A 24831-nucleotide genomic window follows, 5' to 3' on the forward strand; every position below is an offset into this window, starting at 1 on the left:
AAATATTTGATCAAAAATGGCCTCAGAGATAAGGATATGCCATTTTCTATCGATCGATACCACCATCTGGTTCTCGAAGACAGCTCCTGGACGCGGTCTAATGTAAACTCCATCTTCACCAAATCGAATCCACCTGCGAATGCAAAATGGAGCTTTGTTACCGAACTGAACAAAATGCTGATCGCTGGCAGCTATACGTTGTTTGATGGCGAAATGCCGACAAAGTCACAGGTTACGCTGAGTCCCAACGGTCAGGTTGAAGGCCTTGCTGATTTCACAAACTATGAGCTATGTTTCAGCGGGGATTGCGTGGGGGAAGTATCGCCTGTATCCAACAACATTACTTTTTCGAATGCCAAAGACAGTTCAGTTGTATATGCCGTTAAATTTGGACAGAGAACGAGGTTTAAATTGTACAACGTTGAACAGCCTGAGGAAGATATCAAAGGAGAGCGTGAAATTAAGGGCCTGGCTTTTGACTTTCGGTAATAGGTTTCGACATAAAAACGGCCTAATTTCGCTCTGGCACGGGTATTTAGTATAACAAAGCATCAACAAAAGCAACTGACCATGGAACTGATCGAACTTACCGAAGAACTTATTCAATCCGCAGAAAAACGGTCTTCCGGACAGCCATACCCCTATTTTATCAAAAACCTGAAAGCGATCGGTGTGGACAATTACGAAGTGAAAGTTAAAAATCACAAACGTACTTATACCTCCGTTACTGGTGAAAAATTAATCATTGCCGGTGATTTGCCCGAATTCGAATGCGCAGAGACTTTTGAGTTGGAATCCGTAAAAGCTGCAATCAGGAGAACACAGGAAGGAATTACTGACTACCCTACTTTTTTGAGAGAGATCGGGGGCGCGGGCATACACACTTACGTGGCGGACCTTTCGGGGATGAAAGTGATTTATCAGGGACCTAATTCTGAGTACGAATACGAAGAAATCATTCCAGAAATATAGTTCGGGAATGTACTTATAATGAGGTGATTCGCTTCTCCATTTCTTCGAGGTGCGTATCCGTGAAATCCAAATGTGTCACAAAGCGGACCAGGTTTTTACCAAAGGTCACTGCCAAAATTCCGGCCGCCGCCAACTTTTTTACATAATCCACTTCCGAAAGATCACTGGCAAGCCTGATGATCACAATATTAGTATCAACCCGAAAGACCTCTTCAATTTCGGCTTTTTGCGCAAACATAGCCCCTACCGCCCTTGCTCGTCCGTGATCTTCTTTCAGCCGTTCCACATGATGATCGAGCGCATAAATGCCTGCCGCAGCCAGAAACCCAGCCTGCCGCCATCCGCCACCCATTACTTTACGGAATCTTTTGGCTTTCTGCACCAGCGCCGTCGTGCCGAGCAGCAATGATCCTACCGGACAGCCAAGGCCTTTGGAAAGGCAGATACTAATGCTATCGAATGTCTCACCATACTGCAATGGCGTTTCCCCGGTTTCTACCAATGCATTAAACAAACGCGCACCATCCAGATGCAGCGGAATGTTCCGGTCCGAGCACACTTTCCGGATCGCTTTGATCTCCTCAAAATCATAGTAGCAACCGCCGCCTTTATTCATTGTGTTTTCAAGGGAAACCAGTCGGGTTAATGTAGAATGAATGTCGTTTTCAGGACTGATGGCCTCCGAAACCTGCCGGGCAGAAAGTCTCCCGCGATCCCCATCCAGCAACTTGACGGACGAAAGTGAATTAAGCATAATCCCTCCGCCTTCGTACAGATAAATGTGAGAGTACTTGTCGCAAATGACATCGCTTCCCGGTTGGGTATGCACCCTTATCGCAAGTTGGTTCGTCATTGTACCCGACGGGCAAAAAATGGCCGCCTCCATTCCAAAGAGGGCAGCCGCCTTTTCCTGTAACGCATTGACCGTCGGATCGTCACCCAGCACATCATCCCCTACCTCTGCCTGCCACATGGCCTGCTGCATTTCAGGCGTCGGTTTGGTAACGGTATCACTGCGTAAGTCTATTTTCATTTATTTTAAACTGATATATTGCAGACAAAATTAACGCAATGGAATTCCAGGAATACTTAATACTGAAAAAAATAGATGCGGATGCTTTCAAAAAGGCAGATCATTCCCGGTTTGAAGAGTGGGAGTCCTTGTTTAAAACCATGCACCCCGAAAGCTTTACAGCGCATAAAAAGTTCCTGATCAACGAAATACGAAGACGGTACCACCTGAGCTGATAGGTAGGAAAAAGACTTGGCAAGTCTTGAAGACTTGCCAAGTCTCATCCCTTCATTTCTTCCATTAACTTCATTAAGATGCCGACCGTTTTTTCGGTTTGCTCCTTGCTCGGTGTCGTATCCCAGTTTCCCACAATACCATTGCTTCCGATGTAAATTCCGTCTTTGCGGGAGATAAAATTGGCTCCCTGCGTATAAAGTTTGTAATTAATATCACTCTGTGGGATCAGGCAGGATAGTTGCCCCGAAACCGGTGTTAGTTCCTGATCATTGAAAACGGGTTTGGCACCCAGGCCCATGCAGTTTACGACCACTTTTTCAGGCAATGCGTCAATGTCTTCCAGCTTTTTGATCTCCTGTATTTTCACTTTTCCGCCAAACATCATGAAGTCCGTAAGGTGGTGTCGCAAGTAAGCAGGAATGTTGAACATGATGTTGGACCGCCTGGTAACATGGTCCGCTTTGAAGGGATGCTCCTTTTCCGTCAACCTTACCCGTTCTGGCAGTAGCCCTTCAATTTCGAAATCTTCCCCTCCTGCACCTGGAATGTAAACCGGCGCTTGCTTGAACACGCCATATTCCTCAGCCCAGCAGGCAATGTCATTCATACCCAGTAAAAACTGAAACCTCCTGAAAGAGAACTTGGTAGCATCCTCCCAAATCGCTTTAAACTCAGGCTTGGCAACTTTTACGTCACATACCCGTGACGCCGGCGACCAAGTACCGGTGGCCAGGTTGCTGGTGATATTCGGAGGAACATCTTTGGTGTAAATGGTCACCTCGCAACCACTTTCCTGTAACAAGCGGGCGGTGGCAATGCCTACCGTTCCACAGCCCAGCAAAGCAATTTTCCTTTCTCCCGTAGCCAGTACCTTGTTCCTGGTAACGTTACCAGTACCCCACGAAAGCGACCATCCGCTACCCCCGTGGCCGTAGTTATGAACAATGGTCTTATTTCCCAGCTGCTCCACATCCAGACGCGGCCCCGACGCCCGAAACGGACGCAGACCAACCGTTTCCTTCACGATCCGGTCCATAGACAACCGCAACTTGGGTATCTGATGGTACCCACGATTAATATGAAAATGCTTGTCAGGATATTGCAGTTGCGTTTTGGGTACACATGAAGTGGCTATTGCACCCAATGCAAAACTGGCCGGTACTGCCTTCTCAAAAAAGTTTCTACGATTCATCTGGATTGGCTGGGAGTAAGAATTTGGACAATCGAAAATTAGTCAGGAACATTAGAGTTTACAAATTTTGTATGGCTATAAACTTTTTTATCAAAACAATATTTTTATTTATATCATTAAATCCAATTAATACCCTGTATTATACCAATATTACCTATATCATTATCGTTTTCACTTCCTATTAGTTTTCGAGAGGGAGAATGGCACATCCGCTGATGTGGTTCCCCAGCTTTTGTTCGGCGTCCTACCCATTTGTAAGATCAGTTTTCCGCCGTTTACAATTTCGTCGTGTGTCAGGTAAGTTCTGGTAAAAGTTTTTCCATTCAATGTACCTGACTGGATATAGGGAGCATCATCGGAAACACCTTTTGCCTCAATCACAAATTTTTTGCCCTTATCGCCGAGTATGGTCATTTCTTCAAAAACCGGGCTGCCCAGCACATACTGCGGCGTTCCGGGAGTTACCGGATAAAAACCCGCCATGCTGAATGCAAGCCAAGCCGACATTTGCCCCCCGTCCTCGTTACCACTCAATCCGCCAGGCCCGGTATCATACTCATCGCGAATGATCTTCCTCGTCCATTGCTGTGTTTTCCAGGGTTGCCCCGCGAAAGGATACAAGTATGCGATCTGGTGATTAGGTTCATTGCCGTGCCAATAATGCCCTTGTTCAAAAAGGGTATCCAGTTTGTTTAAAAAGGCTTTATTTCCGCCAATTAATTTTTCCAAACCTGCAACGTCTTGTGGAACAAACCACGTGTACTGAGCCGGAGAGCCTTCGGTAATGAAACTCGAACGTTTGGCGAAAGGGTCAAAAGAAGAGATCCAGCGTCCGTCGGCATACCGGCCACGCGCATAACCTGTCCCGGGATCAATCACATTCTGATAATTCAGGGCTCTTTTTTGAAGCTTTGCCGCATCGTCGCTTTTTCCCAAACCTGTCGCTAGTACTGAAAGGCAGAAGTCATCATACGCATATTCCAGGGTCCGCGACACTTGTTCCCGCTTGTGAAAAGCCTGCCATACACTATCCTCCAAGGGCACATAACCGTATTGAAGATAAGATTTCAATGCCCGACGTCCTTTGCCAGCTTCATAGCTTGTAGGGTCCGCATTGACTTCAAATGCATTTTTTCTCAAATATTCATATCCTGATTTGACATCAAAATTTCGGACATGCTTGACATAAGCATCCGCCATCACCGACATCACGTGGTCGCCTACCATGGCGGCTGTATAATGGTTCCAACACGGGAAAATAGGCATCCAGCCTCCCTGTTCGGCCTTTTTAACCAAAGACTGTACCATATCCCCCGCTTTTTTCGGCTCCGTCAATATTTCCAGCGGCATTGCCGCCCTGAATGTATCCCACATGCTGAAATCGCAGTAGTAGTCAAAACCGTCTGCTTTTTGCAAAGGTGTGCCTCCTGCGAACGAGGGGTACTGGCCATTTACATCAGAAAAAAGGCGCGGGGAAAGTTTGGTACGGTACAATGCACTGTAAAAAAGTGTTTTGTCCTTTTCACTTCCCTTCACCACGATTTTGCCTAATGCCTGGTTCCAGATCTTTTCCGCCGTCTTTCTGACCGTTTCAAAATCACTGGTACCAATTTCCCTTTCCAGGTTCAACCGCGCCCCTTCCACGCTGGTAAATGACGTCCCGATTTGGACCGTAACCGTTTGTCTTTCCTCACCAAAACCTATATAAGCACCCAGCTTTTCACGTTTTCCCTTTCCGGTGAGCATTCGGCTCATAGGAGAAATGGTGTCGCCCAGGAAAGTGCCGGACTGGGTGATTTTTTTATCAAATTTCAAAACAAAATACCCGCTAAAACCCGCTGGCTGCCCCGAACCCTGGTAAATCCTATGCACCGGATTGTACCCTACTACCTCTCCTTTTTCAGGAAAAACCTCCACAAATCCCTGTCCTTCGTCACTATTGGGTTCTATGACTATGAATGATTCTTCACCACTTTCAAAACCAAAACGCATCACCGCCGCTCTTGCCGATGCAGTAACTTCCGCATTGATCTTTTGATCGTCGAGCCAAATCCCGTAGTAATCTGGTGACGTTTTCTCTTTTTCATGCGCGAATGTCGACCCTCTCAGTTCCGGATTCGTGATCAATTCTCCGGACATGGGCATGATCGTGAGCGTACCGTAGTCCTGTACGCAGGAACCGTTCAGCCAATGTGTACCACGAAATCCCTGAAACTTATTGTCCGTGTAGTAATAAGGTGCAATGCATTTGGTTTCCGTAGACCTCGTTTGCGCCGTCCATTGCGTCATTCCATTGGGTACACCTACCGCCGGAATGGTCTGCCCTTTCAGCTCGCTACCCGCCTCACTATGCGATCTGGCGCTCTCGGTTGTAGATGGAGCAGTTCCAATTCTGGTTTCTACATATTGAATGGGTGTTTTTTGGGCAAAGGAATTTTCACTAGTAAACAGGATGGCGGAAATGAGTAAAACGTGTCTTGGAAATTGCAAATGCATGTGTCAGGCTTGTTTATTAATAATGTCGGAAGATCGAAAAAATAATGGTATGTTCGGAGGGATAATGTTGCTATCCTGAATGTTAAGACGAGCAAAAACAGCTATTCCCTTATGAGAGTAAATATCATTGATACCGGCTATTTCAAATTGGACGGCGGAGCGATGTTTGGCGTGGTACCTAAAACGCTCTGGAACAAGCATAATCCGGCCGACGAAAAGAACCTTTGCAGCTGGGCAATGCGTTGCCTGCTCATTGAAGACGGCGGCAAACTGATTTTGATAGACACCGGAATGGGTACCAAGCAGGATGCCAAATTCTTCGGCCATTACGACCTGCACGGCGATGCTACATTGCTTTCCTCGATCAAGGAAAAGGGTTATGCTCCGGAAGATATCACCGACGTAGTTCTTACCCACCTGCATTTCGATCACGTGGGTGGTGCTGTGGGCTACAATAGCGACTATTCCAAGCTGATCCCTACTTTTTCAAATGCGACCTATTGGTCCAATGAAGCGCATTGGCAATGGGCCACAGAACCTAATCCGCGTGAAAAAGCATCTTTTTTGAAAGAGAACATTATTCCGCTGCAAGAATCGGGTCAGTTACAATTCATCGAAAAAGGCAGCTCTCCCTTCCCGGCTATCGATTTTATTAATGTTGACGGACATACAGAGCAAATGATGCTTCCGGTGATTCATTATCAGAACAAAAAAATAATTTACGCTGCGGACCTTTTCCCCTCCTCTTTTCACGTGCCCATTCCGTGGGTAATGAGCTACGATATGCGTCCGCTGGTTACGATGGAAGAAAAGATCCAGGTACTGCAAATGGCTGTGAATGAAGATTGCATTCTACTGTTCGAGCATGATCCGCTTTATGAGGCGGCCGTCGTGGAGCAAACGGATAAGGGTATCAGAATTAAACATCGGGCCGGATTAAGCGAATTTATTTAGGGTTTTGGCTATGAAAATCGGTCTGGTTTTGTCGGGAGGTGGCGCACGTGGTATTGCACATATTGGCGTCGCCAAGGCATTACTGGAAAGGCATATCGAACCAGAAATCATCAGTGCCACCAGCTCCGGCGCATTCGTAGGCGCAATGCTCGCATATGGCTATACGCCCGACGAGATCATCAAACGAATCATTGAAACCCGTTTTTATCCGTATTTAAGATTGGGATTCGGGGCAACCGGTCTTCTGCAAATGCAGCGAATGGAAACCCTCCTACGCAACTATATCCCCGAAAATACTTTCGAATCGCTCAAAATGCCTTTGGTAGTAACGGCTACCGACATCATCGCAGGTACCGAAGTACAGTTTCGCACCGGAGAACTCGCATTGCCCATTCTTGCGTCGTCCTGCATTCCGGGGCTATTTAGTCCGATCAGGATTGACGGACGGGATTTGGTGGACGGAGGCGTGCTCAACAATCTGCCTGTTGAAGCCGTTCGTAGTGAAGCGAGTTACATTATCGGCAGCCATTGCAATCCATTCGGCCTGGATAAACCACTAAAAAGAACCACAGAAATCGTATACCGCAGTCTGATTCTCGCGATGCACGCCAAAACCAAAGAACGTTTCAGCAAATGCGACCTCCTCATCGAACCGCCAGAACTAAGCCGTTTCAGCATTTTCGATTTCCGGAAGGCAAGGGAATTGTTTGAAACCGGGTATCGGTTTACGAAGAACTTGCTTAAAAACCATGAAATTTTAGATAACTAACCTAGTAAATCCAAAGTTAGACTTTGGATTTACTAGGTTAGTTAATATCTTTGGGTATGATTAATCGGATAATTCAGAGAAAAATCGAAGAAAGTTTACAGCGCTCACCATCAGTGGCCATTCTTGGCCCTCGTCAGGTAGGTAAAACGACTTTGGCGAAACTTATTGCAAAATCAGATCCGCGATCCTATACCTATCTTGACATTGAAAACCCAAGAGATCTGGCAAAGCTTCGTGATGCTTACACTTACCTGGACAACATCAGATCAACCTGCGTGATCATAGATGAAATTCAGTTGATGCCTGAATTATTCTCGTTACTACGCCCGTTGATCGATGAAGACCGTACACCCGGTAGGTTTATATTACTGGGATCCGCATCTCCCGCGCTGGTTAAAGGTGTTTCCGAATCCTTAGCGGGAAGAATATCGTATATCGAACTTACACCGATCGGCCGCCAGGAAATCCCTGCTGAGATTACACAAACGGATCATTGGGTGAGAGGCGGATTTCCGGAAGCACTGCTGGCGACTAGCCTGTCGAACACAAAAGCCTGGCTGGACGACTTCATTAAAAGTTATGCGGAAAGAGATTTGGCCCATTTATTCGGCGTTGAGCTTGCACCTTCCACATTACGTAACTTTTGGAGTATGCTGGCCCATTCGAGCGGGAATGTATGGAATGCAGAAGTTTTCGCACGTTCCTTAGGTATAAGTGCTCCGACTGTACTCCGTTATGCCGGCTATCTCGAAGGCGGTTATATGATCAAACGTCTTCAACCGTGGTTTGTAAACGCAAAAAAACGCCTTGTCAAATCTCCCAAAATTTACATCAGGGATACCGGGATTCTGCACCGTCTGCTCAATATAGCAAATCTTGAAGATCTATATGGTCATCCCGGTGCGGGCGGATCATGGGAAGGTTACGTGATAGAGCAAATATCTCAGCACGCTCCCAATTCAATTGACCTGTTTTATTACAGAACACAGGCGGGTGCTGAATGTGACTTGGTATTAGTAAGGGGAATCACGCCGGTCGCATGCATTGAAATTAAATTGAGCAATACGCCTACTGTGTCAAAGGGATTCATCATCAGCGCAGAAGACCTGGAATCGCCTAAAAAATACATCATTACGCCATCCTCAGATACTTATCAAACAAGCCATGGCGTTGTGATAACTAGTCTTATCCAATTCCTGGAAGAAGAGTTGATTAATCTATAATCAAAATCATTCATTCAAAGTCTTAATAACCCATTCTCCAACCTGCGCACCTTGCTTCTGGCCGTTGTCAATGGCATCCATGAAGTGTATACCGCCGTAAAAACGAGACATTCCACACTCTTGTGCGGCTGCCAGGAAGGAACTGAATTTTCTTGCTTTCAGGTTAAAACGCTCCTCCACTGTATCGGTGTAAGCATAATTGTCTCCGAAATAATGGGTTAATATCACTGCCGAAGCCGTCGAAATAACCGAATGCCCACTCAGGTATTCGGGGAAAGGAGGTGTTTGCAGAAACGGTTTCCAGGTGGGGTCAATGTACTTCCGGATAGCGGTTTCGGGCCGGATGCGGTTACTACGGTACTTTTCATCCCAGCAAGTCATAAAACCGTCCATTAATCCGATCGCCACAGAGGTGTTGATAAGTAACGTTTTGGAAAAATTGGTCTTGCCTTGTTTGCAGGCAATGTCGGTAATCCCCATCCAGTGTGCGCCCGGAGATATTTTCTTCATTCCAACCATTAAATGGCCCTTGTTTTCCAGCGCAAATGGATTGCAATCCCAAAATGCCGCGACTACTTTGTGTTCCGGCTCCTTATGTTCGTCATAATTCTGCTTCATCAGCTTAAAGAATGCCGAGCTCTTGTCCTCAGAAAAAGCAACGGGTGCCTCTGGTCGAAACTGTGACGATGAATCGAGTGTGAATGATCTTATGGTCTTGAAATAAGGCTCCACAGGCGGAAAATAGCCGGGAGGCGTTGGGTACCAGTCACCTGTCTTACCGGTAGGCTCATACCTTGGGAAATTACTGATCATGTTGTATTTGTCAGATTTGGCATGTTTCAGGATTTGCTTACTGACCGCCAACCCATATTCCTGCGATCCTGCAATTACTTCATCTGTAAAACCAGCCATCCTGCACGAATCGATCAGCTTGTCCTGGAATTTCTGCAAAAGTGCACCCGAAGGCTGCATTTTTTTGGCAGTTTCCAGCATTGCAATCACTGACGCCAGCTGGTAGCTGTACTCCTTCAATGCCGGCTTAGCAATCTCGGGAAAATCGTTCAGAACCCCGTGCATAGATTTATAAGCCGTATCATTCTGAGCTACTACTTCGTATCCAGCCAGGCAGGTATAGGCAAAAAAGCGGGCACTTAGTGGCGGATTAGTGACATCATGAACCATTACGTCCGTCATTTGCAATGTTACCTGCCCAATCACAGCCGGATTGATTTCTGTCTTACTTTCACTTTTTCTGCACCCCGCGAGCATGCAAACGAATGCGACGATGAGTAGCTCTTTACTGAACTGTACCAATTTGATAAGCTTTAATTTCCTGTTGATTAATTCCGAATAACAATTTGTTTCCGATCGGAAGTACGCTTCTTACATCGCCTTTCAATGCAAACCCGGATCTGCTTTGGCGAACGTATTCAAATTTACCTCTACCGTCGCCTTTGAGTAAAATCCCATAGTTAGCGTCATACTTCCCAAATCGCAGCCTGGCTTTGCTGACGTTACCGCACAGCAGAAGGTCCTTTTTCCCGTCCGAGTCATAATCCAGAGAGGTAATGGTGTAAACCGGCGAAACCTGTACTTCCAAAGGCAACGCTTTTTCTGAAAATTTACCTGTCGCAGTACTTTCAAAATAAGCCGTTTTGAGATAATTGGACTTTAATTCTTTTACACCTTTCAATTCATCAGCAGTAAAAATCTCCTTTGTAGTTGCATCCGCATAGCTTTTGTAATCCTGAAAACGGGTTCGCATGATGCTCATCTGATCCAGCATTTCGTCCCTCGTCACATAAGGATAGCTTTTGCCTTGAATGTAGAAACTCATGATCGGATCCACAGAACCATTATCATCAAAGTCTTTATAGATCATTTCCACTGGCTGCTCGTCACTCGCTTTGCATTGCGTATTCAGCCCCATATTGCCAATGATCAGGTCCTGCTTCCCGTCACCATTGAAATCCTCCACCAGAATTTTATTCCACCAGCCGCTGTACGGCTTGCTGAAATACTCAGTCGTTTTGTTTTCCAGCTTCCCATTTGAATGAATAAAAACGGTCACCGGCATCCACTCTCCTACCACGATGAGGTCGGGCTTTTTATCTCCATTGAGATCTGCCCAGGCAGCATCCGTAACCAGTCCGAGGCTATCAATCTCGGACGCAAATGTTAATGTTTGGTCCGCAAACTTACCCTTGCCGTCATTAATCAGAATGTAGCTTCTGGGTGTCTCGGGATATCTGCCAGGAATGACTCGGCCGCCCACAAAAAGGTCGGGCTTACCGTCACCATTCACATCAGCCGCGCGCACACAGCTGCTACTGGTGATCATTTTAGGCAAAGAGCCTATGCTTTTGGTCAAATTACCTTTGCCGTCATTCAAATACAGCCTGCTTTGCAACAGTGGATCTTCTGGCATAAAACTGGCATAGCCACCACTGGTGACAAACAGGTCCTGGAAACCATCGCCATTTGCGTCAAAAAACAGCGCATCCGTGTCATCACTTTGCTTATCTGCTTCAAAAGCCACGACTGGTTTGTTAGTAAACGAGCCATTTTTTTGCTGGATGTAGAGCCTGGCTGCCTCGCCAGAGCCTCCGCCTGCGAAAATATCTTCCAGTCCATCACCATTAATGTCCCCTTTTTTCAAACAAGGTCCCGAAAAGGAAATGGGGTTGATGAGCAATGGTTGGCGTTTGAAATCATTGGTTTTAATAGCCGGACTTTTGAAGCTTACCGGCGATTGAATTGCCACATAAGCAGGTACATTATTATCTCCAGTGATTTTACCGGCAGCCGCATTCTTTTCCGATAGTACCAATAATTGGTTGGTCTTGGGATTGGCAATTTTCTGAATTTTACCATTCAGCCACACAATTGACAATGAATCAATTGAATTCTCCTTGCCCAATCCAAAATGAAGCACCGGCGAAACACTGGACTGGTAACCTCTTGTCGGCATTTGTTCGAGATATTGTTTCTGGCCTTTTTGGTAAATGGTGATCTTTGCACCTACACCCAATGTATTTTTGCCCTCACCTTCCAGTTTTACTTTTAGGAAATTATTCTTCAAAAGTTTCTCTCCATCGTTCTGATAAATGAAAGCGGGTTTATTAATATTATTCACCACTAAGTCCAGGTCACCATCATTGTCCAGGTCGGCATAGGCTGCGCCTCCACTGTTGGACACTTCTCCCAGCCCCCAGCCATCAGCGACATTGGTAAAGGTCAAGTCCTTTTTATTTTGAAAGAGGTAATTTTTCATATTGGAAGAGGGCATCTGATAGACCAGATTGAGTACATCTTCCCGCTTCACCTGTCCTTCGATCCTTTTCAAATGATCTCCCATGAATTTGACAAAATCCAGGTTCGTATAATCCCGAAGGTTGCCGTTGGTAATAAACAGGTCTTTCCAGCCATCATTATCATAATCCGCAAAGAGCGTTGCCCAACTCCAGTCTGTATTGGAAACACCTGCAAGCTGACCAATTTCAGAGAAAACCGGTGTTTTCGATCCTCTACCTATTCCCTCATTTAGTTGGAGCATATTCCGGGCATACTGGTGGTGAAAGCCCACTTTTATGTTAAACTCGAATAATTCATAATTATCAAGTCCGGCCAATAATTTTTGCCGACGATTGTCTTCCGGCAACATATCCAATGTGAAAATGTCCGGTAAACCATCGTTATTAAAGTCTGCAATGTCATTACCCATCGAAAAGTGGGAAGTGTGCCCCATTCCCGCATCAAGCGCATCGGTAAAAGTGCCGTTCTGGTTATTAATGTATAGAAAATCAGGAATGGAATAGTCATTGGAAATATACATGTCCTGCCAGCCATCCTGGTTCACATCGGCGATACCAATTCCCAGTCCATAGGTCAATGGTGAACTATGAATCCCTGCTTTTCTGGTAATATCTGTAAAAACAGGATCACCCGAACCCTTCATTTCATTCTTGAAAAGCCTCACGCCGGTGACGCGGTCATCTTTCGAAAGCAGATCGGCGGTGCTGGCTTCATCCAAAATGGGCAATGCCTTCGGATTGTGATTCAGCAAGAACATATCCAGGTCTCCGTCTTTATCAAAATCAAAAAATGCTGCTTGTGTGCTGTTGCTCGGATCTGCCAGTCCGTATTTTTCTGCTACTTCTTCAAACTGCGGGATTCCGCCGCTGTTATTTCCTTTATTAAGAAACAGCTGATTTTTCAGACTTTCGGGAGAGACATTACCCGAGTAGCAAACATAAATATCCAGTTTGCCGTCACCATTGACGTCCGCCATGGTCACGCCTGTTTTCCAGGGCCGTTCCCTGCCTCCTACGCCGGCAGTAGCAGTAACGTCTTCAAAAACCATTTTCCCTTTATTGAGATACAGTTTATTGGAGACCATATTTCCTGTAAAGTAAATGTCGTCCAGCCCGTCGCCGCTGACATCACCTACTGCTACACCACCGCCATTGTAAAAATATTCATACATCAACACATTGGTATTCAAGCCCTCAGTCAATGTATTGGCAAAATCAATTTTGGTATTCTCAGGCGCTAAAAGCGTAAAAAGCGGTGGCCCGCTGACACCTTCTTTGGTTTCTTCCGACTGGGAGGACTTTTTGCAGCCAACAAACAGGATGGTACTGATCAGAATTAGGCTTCCTGTTAACCAGGATTTCATTCGCTTCATAGCGGCACGAATAGTAGAATGGAATAGAAAAAAGAAACTATGCCTTCCACGCGAAGACATAGTTTCTGTAAAATTAGTCATTAAAGAAATAACTAGTTATTTGTCATAACCTGGATTTTGAACCAGTTTGGCATTTCTGTTGATTTCGTCGCGACTAAACGGACGGAAATACATTTTATCAACCCAAGTACGGTTTTCGTGCGATTTCTCTTCTACCGGGGTATAAGTATAATCGTAAACGGTCGTATCATAATGGTATGGCTCCTTCATCGATTTTCCAGCTTTGAATTTGCCCAACACATTGATATACTGCAACGGCCTTCCGAGGGTTGTCGGAGCTACCATCCAGCGACGTGCATCGTGGTAACGTTGTTCCTCGTAAGCCATTTCAATGCGTTTTTCACGACGATAAGCTTCTTTCAGGGCTGCACCAGCTGCTTTCACTGCTGGCATACCGGCACGGAAACGGATCTTGTTCAACCAGGCAAGTGCCTCAGCTTCCTGACCCAATTCAATGCTTGCTTCAATGTAATTGAAAGCAAGTTCAGTCACACGGATAAATGGCCATGGAATGTTCTGACGGTCGGTATTATCGTACAATGAAGGGTTTGGATCAATAAATTTCCGCATGTAGTAACCAGTACGGCTACCATTCCAGTCTTCGATCGAGCTGCTGCGGGTATCCAGTCCTTTGCGGTTAACCAATGCTCCTTTGTCGTCCAAAAGGTCGTAAGCACCTGTCTGGATCTGGTTAGCAGGGTCTTTTGCGTCGGAAGGACGTGGTTTCCAGTTAGCACCATCATACATTACCGTTGCGTAGAAACGTGGATCACGGTTTGTATAAGGGCTTGCTTTATGCACTGGGTTAGTCCACGCGAATGGTGTTCCGTCCATCATTTCATAATCATCCACTAACAAACCGATTGGTGTGTTTCCAGCCCAGTTATGGTAACCGTTAGGTCCATTGTTCAAACCTGTCTGACGGGCACCTTCACCGAAACTTGGCGTAAAATAACGTCCGAAGATGATATCGTTTGCGCCGGTAGGATCAAGGGTTTTGTCGGCACTTGCCCCTGCCATTGCTACGGAGATGTAGTTCAGTTTGCCCTGGTCTTTCGTTTCCGGGGCAGTCAGATTCAGTTTATAACCACCATTACTTGCGTCCAGCGCTGCTTTCGCAGCTGCCTGGGCGGCCGTCCAGCGCGCTACGCGATCCCCTGACACGTAACCCAGGAATTCTGGATTTGGGAAGCCGGAAATGACTGTGGATTTCGCTTTCGCCGTCGGAATGTCGTGAAGATCACTGGCTGCGTAAAGCAGGATACGTGATTTCAATGCCAAAGCAGCTACTTTGGTAGCCCGTCCCTTCACCAACGTTTTTCCGTCCATCAATAAAGCGGCACTGTCAAGGTCACTTACGATCGATTTAACGCATTCGTCAAATGTATTACGTGCCACAGAATAATCCTCGTTCAACGCGTATACTTTCTTGATCAAAGGCACACCCCCATAGTAGCGCACCAGCTGCTGATAGTAGTAAGCGCGCAAAAAATACGCTTCCCCTTTCAAACGTGCTTTCAGGGATTCATTTGTAAAAGTAGCTGTACCAAGATTCTGAATAGCAAGGTTAGCTGCACGGATCCTCGTATACATAGGTCCCCATCCGTAGGTATCATCCACCCACCCAAGATTTGAAGGGCTCAAACTACCTTCATTAATGGTGTTAATGTTTCTTCCTGTATGGGTGAACACGGCTTCATCAGTAAGTGAAGCAAGCATTTGCTCGCTGAACCCGCCCTGCTGAAGTCCTGCATAAATCCCGGTTACGAAACCTTCTGCCAACGCTCCGTCTCCCCAGACTGCGTCGCTTGGAATTTCTGTTGGCGGAGTTACATCCAGAAAATCAGTATCGCATGATGATAAGCCACCGGCCGCCATCAGGGCAACAACTAATAAACTTTTATATTTCAATTTCATATTTCTTTTTCGTTAAAATGCTACACGGATACCTGCGTTGATAACTCTTGACTGCGGATAGTATTGACCACTGGTAGTAGTCGCCTCGGGATCCCAAACCTTGATTTTATCGAAGGTCAACAGGTTAAGACCGTTTACGTAAACTCTGAAACTACCTAAACCGATTTTAGAACCTATTTCCGAAGGCAGGTTGTATCCCAATTCGATGTTTTTAACACGGAGATAGTTGTTGCTTTTCAGGAAGTAATTGTTGAAACCAGCCTGACCTGTATTGGTATAGTACCTGTTGTTACGGTTCGTCAAGCGTGGATATTCATTGGTTGGGTTATCAATAGTCCAACGGTGATCGAAGTCATACTTCAGATAGTTTCCAATGTCACCTGATTCAGTCAAACCAACTAGCTGCAAGCCACCTAATGCTCCTTGCATCAAAATTGACAAATCGAATGCTTTGTAACCCAGATTGATCGACGCACCACCAGTGAACCATGGACGTTGTACTTTTTCCGAACGGATACGGTCATCAGCACTGATTTTACCATCACCATTTATATCCTGGAATTTCATATCACCAGGTCTCAGGTTACCAGTAATCGGGCTATAATCAATTTTGTTAGCATCAATTTCGCCCTGATCTTTAAATACACCATCGAATTGGTAAACCAGGAAAGAACCATAAGGCATCCCGGTTGAACGCTGATAAGAAGGTGCTCCCGGAGTTTCGTCCCAGAACTTGATCTTATTTTTAGCATAACCACCATTTACGCTAACAGAATAGGTAAAGTCGTCGATGCTGTTGTCGTAGCTAACTTTGAATTCCCATCCTTTGTTTTGCAGTTTACCAAGGTTTTGAGGAGGAAGTTTTCCGTCAATACCAGCACTTGAAGGTGTTGAACCCACTTTCGGGATCAGAATGTTAGAACGGTTGTTAACAAAGTAGTCAAATTCAAATGACAGCTTATCGTTCAGCAATGTTCCTTCGATACCGAAGTTAGAGTTGTTAGCAACCTCCCATGTAAACTGGCTGTTGGCCACACGTGATTCTAGCAATGTTTTTGCAACCTGGTCATTGATAACGAAGCTACCAAAGCCCATTGTTGACAAGTATTGGTATTCTGCCAAATTCTCTGTTCCAAGGAAGTAAGGCTCAGCACCCATTTGTCCCCAAGAACCACGGATTTTCACATTGTTCACGTAACGAGAAACGCCGTTTTTCCAGAAATCCTCTTCGGAAATTCTCCATCCCGCAGATACCCCTGGGAAGAAACCGAAACGTCCTTGTTTTGGGAATACGTAAGAACCATCTACCCTCCAAAGGAATTCAGCAAGGTATTTCTCTTTGAAATTGTAGCCTGCACGTCCGAAGTAACTCAACCGGGCGCGTCTGAATAAATCAAAGTTGTTGATGTTCTGTTCAGCAGTTCCACCGGCAAAAAGTTGATCCACAACCGGAGAGATGAAGTAGCGACGGAATGCGAAGAAACCGTCTCCATCCACTTTCTCGCGTTGAACACCAGCCATTACATTAAAATTATGGCCTCCGAAAGTTTTTTCATAAGAAACCTGACCAGTCAGCTGAACAGATAATTCTTGTGAAGAGCTTTCTGTCAAACGTGGATCGTTGAATGTAGATCTCACAGTTCCGGTCAGGAATGGAGTTTTTCCATCAGGCTCGTATGTCTTTTTATCCCAGAAATACAATGTCCATGGCGTCTCGAAGTTTTTCTGACGACGCATTTGCTTATCCAAAGCAGCCATTACGTTCACTTTCAACCCTGATACGCCGGGAATCTGGATTTCAAGACCTCCGTTGGTTTGGATATAATCTCTTTTGTCGTTGTTGTAACCAGTTGTATTCGTTGTAATAACCGCTGGGTTCTGCCCATTTTCAATATCCGGGCCTGGACGACCGTCTGGCCAGATAGCCATTTCAGTAGGCTTACCACGCATTAACATCCGGAAAATCGCTCCTGCGCCGTTACCACCGCTAGGGAAGTGACGGAACTCTTCACGTAATGTAAGGCCAAGGTTGGCAGTTACATACTTGTTGATCTTAGTATCAAGGTTGATACGCATATCGTACTGCTTGTAACCTGTTGCAGAATTGATATAGTAACCGTCCTGATTGATGTGACCCAATGAAGCAAGGTATTTAATGTTCTCACTGCCACCCGTCAACTGTACATTGTGACGTTGCTGAGGAGCCCATTTTCTAAGAACAGAGCCATACCAATCTGTATTTGGATGAAGATAGGGGTCGGATCCATCAGCGAATTTCTTCATATCGTCCGGGTTGAACACCGCATTGATCACGTTTCCGTTATCTAATCTTTTATAAGAACCTGTTGTGTTGAAGCCCGTTAATGCACCTTGCCATTCACCAACCGGAAGGTTGTCATAGATCTGCAATTCGTTACGGATTGTAGCATACTCCGATGCATTTGACATTTCAGGCGTACGGGTTGGTTGTGACAACCCGAAGTTCATGTCGTATGATAATTGTGGTTTACCAGTTTTACCACGCTTGGTAGTAATGAGGATAACCCCGTTACCAGCGCGGGAACCGTAAATCGCAGCCGCAGCATCTTTCAAAACTGAGATACTTTCGATATCGGCAGGATTAATACGATCCAAACCACCACTACGGTTAGGAACACCATCCACAACGATCAGTGCATTGCTGTTACCCAAAGAGTTGGTACCACGGATACGAATGGCAGAACCATCATATCCAGGCTCTCCGCTGGATTGTACAGCCGATACACCCGGAAGACGTCCACCCAATGTGTTGGAAAGGTTGGCCGCTGGCGCTTTTTGAAGTTCAGCACCTTTTACTGCTGTTACCGCTCCCGTCAGGGTAGCTTTTTTAGCAGTACCGTAACCCACCACGACAACTTCTTCCAAAGCCTTCGTGTCAGCAGAAAGTTTTACGTCCAGACTGTTTTTGCTTCCTATTGCAATTTCCTGAGTCAGGTAACCGATAAATGAAAATACAAGCGTAGAGTTTCTGTCAGCGGTAACGGAATAATTTCCTTCATTATCCGAAACCGTACCTGCAGTTGTACCTTTTACGACAACGCTAACGCCAGGCAGCGACTGTCCTTGTTCATCTTTGATCTTCCCCTTGATAGCATTCTGTGCGAATGCGCCCATAGCTGTTGCAAGGATCAGAAAAAGAGAAAAAACACTTCGTGACGATGCACGAGGTATCCATCCAGTAGAAAATCTCATAGATTAAAAGTTAAATTAAATTAATGGTAGTAAGATGATTTGCTTAACCGTATAAGCACGGAACGTAGAGTCAACCATTGATTCCCATAGAGGAAATCCGTCGAGCGATAAATAAGGAGTCGTTCGGAAAGTTTTTACATATAAATTTTAATTGTTAGGTGATTTTTGAACAAATGATCGAGCAGGGTAAACCGTGTAAATTGTACACAATTACATTTAAAATTTACAGAGTTTTGAACGATAAGTACTAAATCTACTGATATACTCGCTTGATTGTACAAAAAGATATTAAATATTTTACAAAAAAAAGGATTCACGGTTTTTCCACATGCATTCTAAAAAAATAACAATAAATAATGTTAATCAATGCATAATCAGTGTTTTATGTAATATATAAGTTACAATAAATCATTCTTTTATGCATATTTGGGGCTAATTCTATTTCTTCCTTATCTTCGTCACTATTATCCAAAGCGTTTTGACTTTACCTACCGAATGAAATTCCAATTACTCTCCTTGATAGTGCTTATTACTCTTTATGGATGCAAGAAAAATGTATCCCCCGAGGAATATAATGCCAAAGCCGCCGATCCAAAGCTCTTTCACGAGACCACAACCCAGCTGACGGATGTCATTATACATGATATCTTTAAGCCACCCGTAGCCAGCAGGATTTATGGATATTCCTTCCTTGCAGCATACGAAGCATTAATACCCGCTTATCCTGAATACCAGTCACTTGGAGGACAACTTGTAAAATTCAAAGCTCCCCTCAAGCCCGACTCGTCGTTGGCGTATTGCTTTCCATTGGCCAGCATCAAGGCGTTCAGTGTCGTAGGCAGAACGCTTACCTTTTCAGGTAACATGTGGGATAGCTACGAGAAAGGCTTATTTGAGAAGTACCAGGATATGGGCATTCCGGAAGACGTTTATAACCGTTCGATAGCATACGGTGATTCAGTGGCAAAACATGTACTCGCTTATGCTTCAAAAGATCATTATAAAGAGATACGCGGTTATCGCTATACGGTTACAAATTCGCCTGGTACCTGGGTACCCACGCCACCCGCCTACGCGGATGCTTGTGAACCTATGTGGAACACCGTGCGGACATTCGCATTGGATTCTGTTACGCAATTCCGCTGCCCTCCGCCAGCCAAATATGACCTCAACAAGGATAGCAAGTTTATGCAGCTGGCTATGGAAGTATACAACATTGGCAATAAACTAACTGATGAGCAAAAGGCCACCGCATATTTCTGGGACGACAATGCTTTCGTGACCAATGTAGTCGGTCATGCTATGTTTGCCAACAAAAAAATGACACCCGCCGGTCACTGGCTAGCGATCATCAGAACGGTTACTACCGATAAGAAACTGAACCTGATGCAGGCAACGGAAGCGTATACACTGGGTGCGTTGTCTATTTTTGATGCATTTGTCGCTTGCTGGGACGAAAAATACAGGACTGTGCGTATCCGCCCTGAAACGGTCATTAATAATAACTGGGATCCCAACTGGCGTCCATTCCTTGAAACACCCGCATTTCCAGAATATGTGAGCGGGCATAGTTCCATATCCGCGGCTTGCGGAACCGTGCTCACCCACCTGATCGGATCTAATGTGGCTTTCACAGACACGACCGAAAAGAAATACGGCCGGGGTGTGAAATCATTTAAATCATTTAAAGAGGCTTACTGGGACGCCTCCATCAGCCGTGTATACGGTGGCATTCACTACCGTGATGGTGTGGAAGAAGGGACCTATCTCGGAGAGAAAATCGGAGAAAATGTCTGGAAACGAGCGGTAACCCGAAAAAACAGGAACACCGTCGCCCAAAATTAAACGTGATCCGAATTGTAATGCAGCCCAATGTTTTCGCGACGGGCCATTGCCATTTTAATGATCAGGTAAGATACTGAAATCATATTCCGCAGCTCACAAATAGCCACCGACACTTTCGATTCCCGGTAAAGCTGCTCATGCTCGTCATGCAGCAATTCCAAACGATCGTACGCTCTTTTCATCCTTCGATCGGTACGAACGATACCTACGTAATTGGACATGATGCTATTGAGCTCGCGCGTCATTTCCGTCACCAGTACTTGCTCTTCCGGGTGTGTAGTACCGGAATCATCCCATTCAGGAATGTTCTCGGGTGTCCGGGATGCTTCAAAATCGGCGATCGTACTTTCATAGGCGCGATGTCCGAAAACAACAGCTTCCAGCAGCGAATTCGACGCCAGGCGGTTCGACCCGTGCAGGCCGGTACAGGAACATTCCCCTACCGCGTACAGGAAGTTAATGTTGGTTTTCCCCCATTCATTGACCCTCACACCCCCGCACATATAATGTTGCGCAGGCACGACGGGAATCATATCCTTTCGCACATCAATTCCCTGTTGCAGGCAGTACTCGGTAATGTTAGGAAAGTGTTCCAGGAATTTTTCATAATCACAATGGCGAACGTCCAGGTATACGTGGTCGACCCCGTTTTTCTTCATTTCTGAGTCAATCGCCCTGGCAACGATATCGCGGGGGGCCAGCGACAGCCTATCATCGTAGTTTTCCATGAATGTACTTCCATCGGCCCTTTTCAAAACTCCTCCGAAACCTCTTACAGCTTCCGAGATCAGGAATGAAGGCTTTTGCCCTGGCTGGTAGAAACTGGTGGGATGGAATTGAATGAACTCCATATTATCACAGATCCCTTTGGCACGATAAGCCATTGCGATACCATCACCGGTTGCAATGGTAGGATTGGTGGTACTTTGGTAAATATTCCCAATGCCTCCGGTTGCGAGCATGGTCGTTTTGGCAAGAAATTTCTCTACTTCTCCGGTTTGCCTGTTCAGCACATAAGCGCCAAAACACTTGATATCCTCCTGGTAGCGATAAACTGTTTGCCCCAAATGGTGTTGCGTGATCAGTTCAACTGCGTAGTAATGCGTAAAGATCTGAATGCTTTTGTGTCTGTTGACCTCTTCGAGCAATGCCCGCTCGATCTCGGCCCCGGTAATGTCTTTGAAATGTAAAATGCGGTGATCAGAATGCCCGCCTTCTTTCGCCAGATCATATTCTCCTCCCTTCTCTTTGTCAAATCGAGTGCCGTAATCGATTAGTTCCTGAATGCGCTGGGGGGCTTCCCGCACGACTATCTCCACGATATTGCGCTTGTTGACCTCGTCGCCCGCATCCATCGTATCCTGGATATGCTTTTCAAATGAATCTGATTCTGCCCAAACTACCGCTATACCACCCTGGGCATACTTGGTGTTGGTTTCATCGGCTTGTACTTTGGTGATGACAGCAATGGAAATCTCCTGCTTCAATTCATCAAAGTGCCGGGCCAGTTTAGCAGCGTAGCTAAGTCCGGCAATCCCGGAACCAATAATCAGAAAATCAAATTGGGGCATTTTATTTATATTTATTGACATCGGCACTCGGCTGTCAGCTTTTGGGGCGGTGTCGATTTTAGACGCTTAACTATATTCCTTTGCTCAGTTCCAGCATTCTTGCGACTGATTCGTATGCTTTTAGTCTGATATCCTCAGGGACAAATATCTCTGGCTGCTCATAATAAAGCGCATTGTACACTTTTTCGAGCGTGTTCATTTTCATGTACGGACATTCGGAACAAGCACAGGTATTGTTGTCAGAACCAGGCGCTGGGATCAGCTTTTTGTGAGGAACCGACTGCTTCATTTTATGCAGAATACCGGCCTCCGTCGCTACAATGAATTTTTGGTGTTCCGATTCTTTTACAAACTTCAAAAGACCGGTAGTAGAACTTACGAAATCCGACTGCATCAGGATATCCTCTTTGCATTCCGGGTGTGCAATGAGCAATGCGTCCGGGTTTTCTTCGCGCAATTGTTTCAGTTTTTCTCTTGATATATCAATGTGGACGATACAAGCGCCGTCCCATAGCACCATTTCTCGTCCGGTTTTATGCGCCACATACCTACCCAGATTGGCGTCAGGTGCGAAAATGATCTTCTGATCTTTGGGAAGACTATCAACGATCTGCAATGCATTGGATGAAGTACAAACGATGTCCGTCAATGCTTTGATTTCAGCCGAACAGTTAATGTAGCTGATTACAATATGATCGGGATACTGGGCTTTGAATGCAGCAAATTTATCCGCAGGAGCTGAATCAGCTAGGGAACAACCTGCATTAAGGTCCGGAATAATCACTTTTTTATTGGGACTAAGGATCTTTGCCGTTTCCCCCATAAAATGCACCCCGCAAAAAATGATCATATCCGCCTCAGTCGCGGCAGCTTGCTGCGAAAGCCCTAGACTGTCACCAATGTAATCCGCCAGGTCCTGAATTTGCTCGTTCACATAGTAATGGGCGAGAATCACTGCATTCTTTTCTTTCTTTAACCGATTTATTTCGGCAATTAGATCAATATCCTCAGCGATCGTTTCAGTTACATATCCGTAACGGTTTACCTGCTCTTCAATAGTTGTCATTCTGGTGAATATTGGCTTTTAGTTAGTCATAAAAATCCGTGCCGAATTACGATATTAAACCAATGAAAAGCAAAGAAAGTGCGGCACGCAGCTATAAATCAAAAGCCGCAGAGAATAATCCCTGCGGCTTTGAGCAATTTGATATTCTAATAATTATAAAATCCAGCGGAAGAATACGTAAAGTGTACCTGACAGTACCATCGTAACAGGCAATGTCAATATCCAGGCAATCACAATGTTCCGGATGGTACCGCCCTGCAAGTTTTTAACGCCTTTGCTCGCTACCATTGAGCCTGCGATACCGGAGGAAAGTACGTGGGTAGTACTTACAGGAAGTCCCAGATAGGATGAAACACCAATGGTACTGGCTGCAACCAATTCAGCAGAAGCACCTTGGGCGTAAGTAAGGTGTTGCTTACCAATTTTTTCACCGATCGTCACCACAATCCTTTTCCAACCTACCATGGTACCAAGGCCCAGCGAAAGTGAGATCATTAAAATAACCCAGTCAGGAGCATAATCGGTATATCTCCGAATGCCCTTTTCGCTGGAAGATTGTTCTTTCAAAAATGCTTTATCGGTAACATTCAGGTTGGCCTGTCCGTTATCCAGTATCGTTTTGAGGTTACGGCTGATCAGTAGCAATGAGCGACGTGCGTTCATTCTGTCTTCCAATGGAAGCTTTTTATCTACCAGAGGTTTGCTGATCTGAGCATCCAGTGTATCTATTTCAGTTTTAATTGTATACAAATGTTGCCTGTCCGATACCGATAGTCTGCTTGAGTCAATGCTGTTGACCGCTGTTTCTATGCCGATCAGGTCAGATTTCATGTCCGCCGGATTGATACTGTTATCCAATGCAAAATGTGCCGGCACAATTCCGATCAGGATGAGCATAACAAGCCCTACTCCTTTTTGACCATCATTAGAACCGTGGAAGAAACTTACCAGCGTACAAGTTGTAATGAGAATGGCTCTGATCCAGATCGGAGGTGCTGTATTTTTCTTTGGCTCGCTGAAAACAATTTCACGCAATGGTTTCGAAAGCATCCTGCGAAGGATAAACATGATGATGATCGCCAGTGCAAAACCAAAAATCGGGGAAGTAAGCAGCGAGGTGAACAGTTCCTGCGCTTTGGCCCAGTTAACACCGGCACCTTGTGAATTTTCGGGCATGAATGTAAATGCCAGCCCTACTCCCAGAATGGAGCCAATCAATGTATGTGAACTTGAACTGGGAAGTCCGAAATACCAGGTTCCCAGGTTCCAGATAATCGCGCTAAAAAGCAATGAAAACACCATAGCCGCACTATGGTAAACATTCTGATCAATGAGCAACTCTACGGGTAAAAGGTTAACAATACCCATTGCAACGGCGATACCACCCAAAAACACACCACAGAAGTTCATAAAACCTGACCAGATCACAGCCACATTTGGTTTTAATGAATTGGTATAAATTACTGTGGCAACTGCATTGGCGGTATCGTGAAAACCATTTACAAATTCGAATGCACAGGCCGCTAAAATACTGAAAGCGAGGAGGAGAAAAATGTCGGTTTCAAGACCAAACATAAAAGGAGTATATAAGTTTATTAA

The 24831-nt window shown here is 45.4% G+C and carries 17 protein-coding genes; 7 read left to right on the forward strand and 10 right to left on the reverse strand.

What is annotated here, in order from left to right:
- Positions 1–489, forward strand: a 489-nt coding sequence (locus ABIO93_RS01700; protein ID WP_348063750.1) for a hypothetical protein, incomplete at its 5' end; no start/stop codon positions are given.
- An 81-nt stretch (positions 490–570) separates the two neighbouring features.
- Complete coding sequence (locus ABIO93_RS01705) at positions 571–972, forward strand: DUF1398 family protein (protein ID WP_348063752.1); 402 nt, start codon at positions 571–573, stop codon at positions 970–972.
- A gap of 13 nt (positions 973–985) precedes the next feature.
- Here the strand turns inward: ABIO93_RS01705 and ABIO93_RS01710 are convergent, their stop codons facing one another.
- Entirely contained in the window at positions 986–2005 is a 1020-nt protein-coding gene (locus ABIO93_RS01710; protein WP_348063754.1) for a GntG family PLP-dependent aldolase, read from the reverse strand.
- Between the two features lie 38 nt (positions 2006–2043).
- Here ABIO93_RS01710 and ABIO93_RS01715 point away from each other — a divergent pair, with 38 nt between their 5' ends.
- Entirely contained in the window at positions 2044–2220 is a 177-nt protein-coding gene (locus ABIO93_RS01715) for a hypothetical protein (protein WP_348063756.1), read from the forward strand.
- Between the two features lie 44 nt (positions 2221–2264).
- Here the strand turns inward: ABIO93_RS01715 and ABIO93_RS01720 are convergent, their stop codons facing one another.
- Both ABIO93_RS01720 and ABIO93_RS01725 read right to left on the reverse strand, forming a co-directional pair.
- Entirely contained in the window at positions 2265–3413 is a 1149-nt protein-coding gene (locus ABIO93_RS01720) for an FAD-dependent oxidoreductase (RefSeq protein ID WP_348063758.1), read from the reverse strand.
- 171 nt (positions 3414–3584) lie between these two features.
- Positions 3585–5909: a GH92 family glycosyl hydrolase gene (locus ABIO93_RS01725; protein WP_348063760.1), complete on the reverse strand. Its 2325-nt coding sequence runs from the start codon at positions 5907–5909 to the stop codon at positions 3585–3587.
- Positions 5910–6020: 111 nt separating this feature from the next.
- On the opposite strand from ABIO93_RS01725, the gene ABIO93_RS01730 reads away from it, so the two are divergent.
- The 3 genes from ABIO93_RS01730 to ABIO93_RS01740 are packed head-to-tail and all read left to right on the forward strand — an operon-like array spanning position 6021 to position 8855.
- Positions 6021–6863: an MBL fold metallo-hydrolase gene (locus tag ABIO93_RS01730; protein WP_348063762.1), complete on the forward strand. Its 843-nt coding sequence runs from the start codon at positions 6021–6023 to the stop codon at positions 6861–6863.
- A gap of 10 nt (positions 6864–6873) precedes the next feature.
- Positions 6874–7632, forward strand: a complete 759-nt coding sequence (locus tag ABIO93_RS01735; protein ID WP_348063764.1) for a patatin-like phospholipase family protein — start codon at positions 6874–6876, stop codon at positions 7630–7632.
- A 56-nt stretch (positions 7633–7688) separates the two neighbouring features.
- Positions 7689–8855: an ATP-binding protein gene (locus ABIO93_RS01740; protein ID WP_348063766.1), complete on the forward strand. Its 1167-nt coding sequence runs from the start codon at positions 7689–7691 to the stop codon at positions 8853–8855.
- A gap of 6 nt (positions 8856–8861) precedes the next feature.
- Here the strand turns inward: ABIO93_RS01740 and ABIO93_RS01745 are convergent, their stop codons facing one another.
- The 4 genes from ABIO93_RS01745 to ABIO93_RS01760 form a co-directional block, all read right to left on the reverse strand.
- On the reverse strand, positions 8862–10169 hold the full coding sequence (locus tag ABIO93_RS01745) for a vanadium-dependent haloperoxidase (RefSeq protein WP_348063768.1): 1308 nt from the start codon (positions 10167–10169) through the stop codon (positions 8862–8864).
- Positions 10153–13542, reverse strand: coding sequence for a VCBS repeat-containing protein (locus ABIO93_RS01750; protein WP_348063770.1), 3390 nt, complete (start codon positions 13540–13542; stop codon positions 10153–10155). The genes ABIO93_RS01745 and ABIO93_RS01750 overlap by 17 nt, the downstream gene beginning before the upstream one ends.
- Positions 13543–13638: 96 nt before the next feature.
- The gene (locus ABIO93_RS01755; protein WP_348063772.1) at positions 13639–15519 is read right to left on the reverse strand and encodes a RagB/SusD family nutrient uptake outer membrane protein; all 1881 of its coding nucleotides are present in this window, start codon (positions 15517–15519) and stop codon (positions 13639–13641) included.
- Positions 15520–15531: 12 nt separating this feature from the next.
- Positions 15532–18672 (reverse strand): TonB-dependent receptor, encoded by a 3141-nt coding sequence (locus ABIO93_RS01760; RefSeq protein WP_348063928.1) that lies wholly within the window; start codon positions 18670–18672, stop codon positions 15532–15534.
- A 573-nt stretch (positions 18673–19245) separates the two neighbouring features.
- On the opposite strand from ABIO93_RS01760, the gene ABIO93_RS01765 reads away from it, so the two are divergent.
- A complete protein-coding gene (locus ABIO93_RS01765) occupies positions 19246–20595 on the forward strand; it encodes a vanadium-dependent haloperoxidase (RefSeq protein WP_348063774.1) in 1350 nt (449 codons plus the stop codon).
- Here the strand turns inward: ABIO93_RS01765 and nadB are convergent.
- The 3 genes from nadB to ABIO93_RS01780 form a co-directional block, all read right to left on the reverse strand.
- Positions 20592–22166 carry an L-aspartate oxidase gene (nadB, locus tag ABIO93_RS01770; protein ID WP_348063778.1) on the reverse strand — a complete coding sequence of 525 codons (1575 nt, stop codon included), beginning with the start codon at positions 22164–22166 and terminating at the stop codon, positions 20592–20594. The two genes, ABIO93_RS01765 and nadB, sit on opposite strands and share 4 nt — an antisense overlap.
- Before the next feature lie 70 nt (positions 22167–22236).
- Entirely contained in the window at positions 22237–23232 is a 996-nt protein-coding gene (gene nadA / locus ABIO93_RS01775) for a quinolinate synthase NadA (protein WP_348063780.1), read from the reverse strand.
- A 153-nt stretch (positions 23233–23385) separates the two neighbouring features.
- Positions 23386–24807: an inorganic phosphate transporter gene (locus ABIO93_RS01780; RefSeq protein WP_348063782.1), complete on the reverse strand. Its 1422-nt coding sequence runs from the start codon at positions 24805–24807 to the stop codon at positions 23386–23388.
- Between the last annotated feature and the right edge of the window lie 24 nt (positions 24808–24831).

This window comes from Dyadobacter sp., assembly GCF_039919315.1.
Taxonomy (GTDB): Bacteria; Bacteroidota; Bacteroidia; order Cytophagales; family Spirosomataceae; genus Dyadobacter.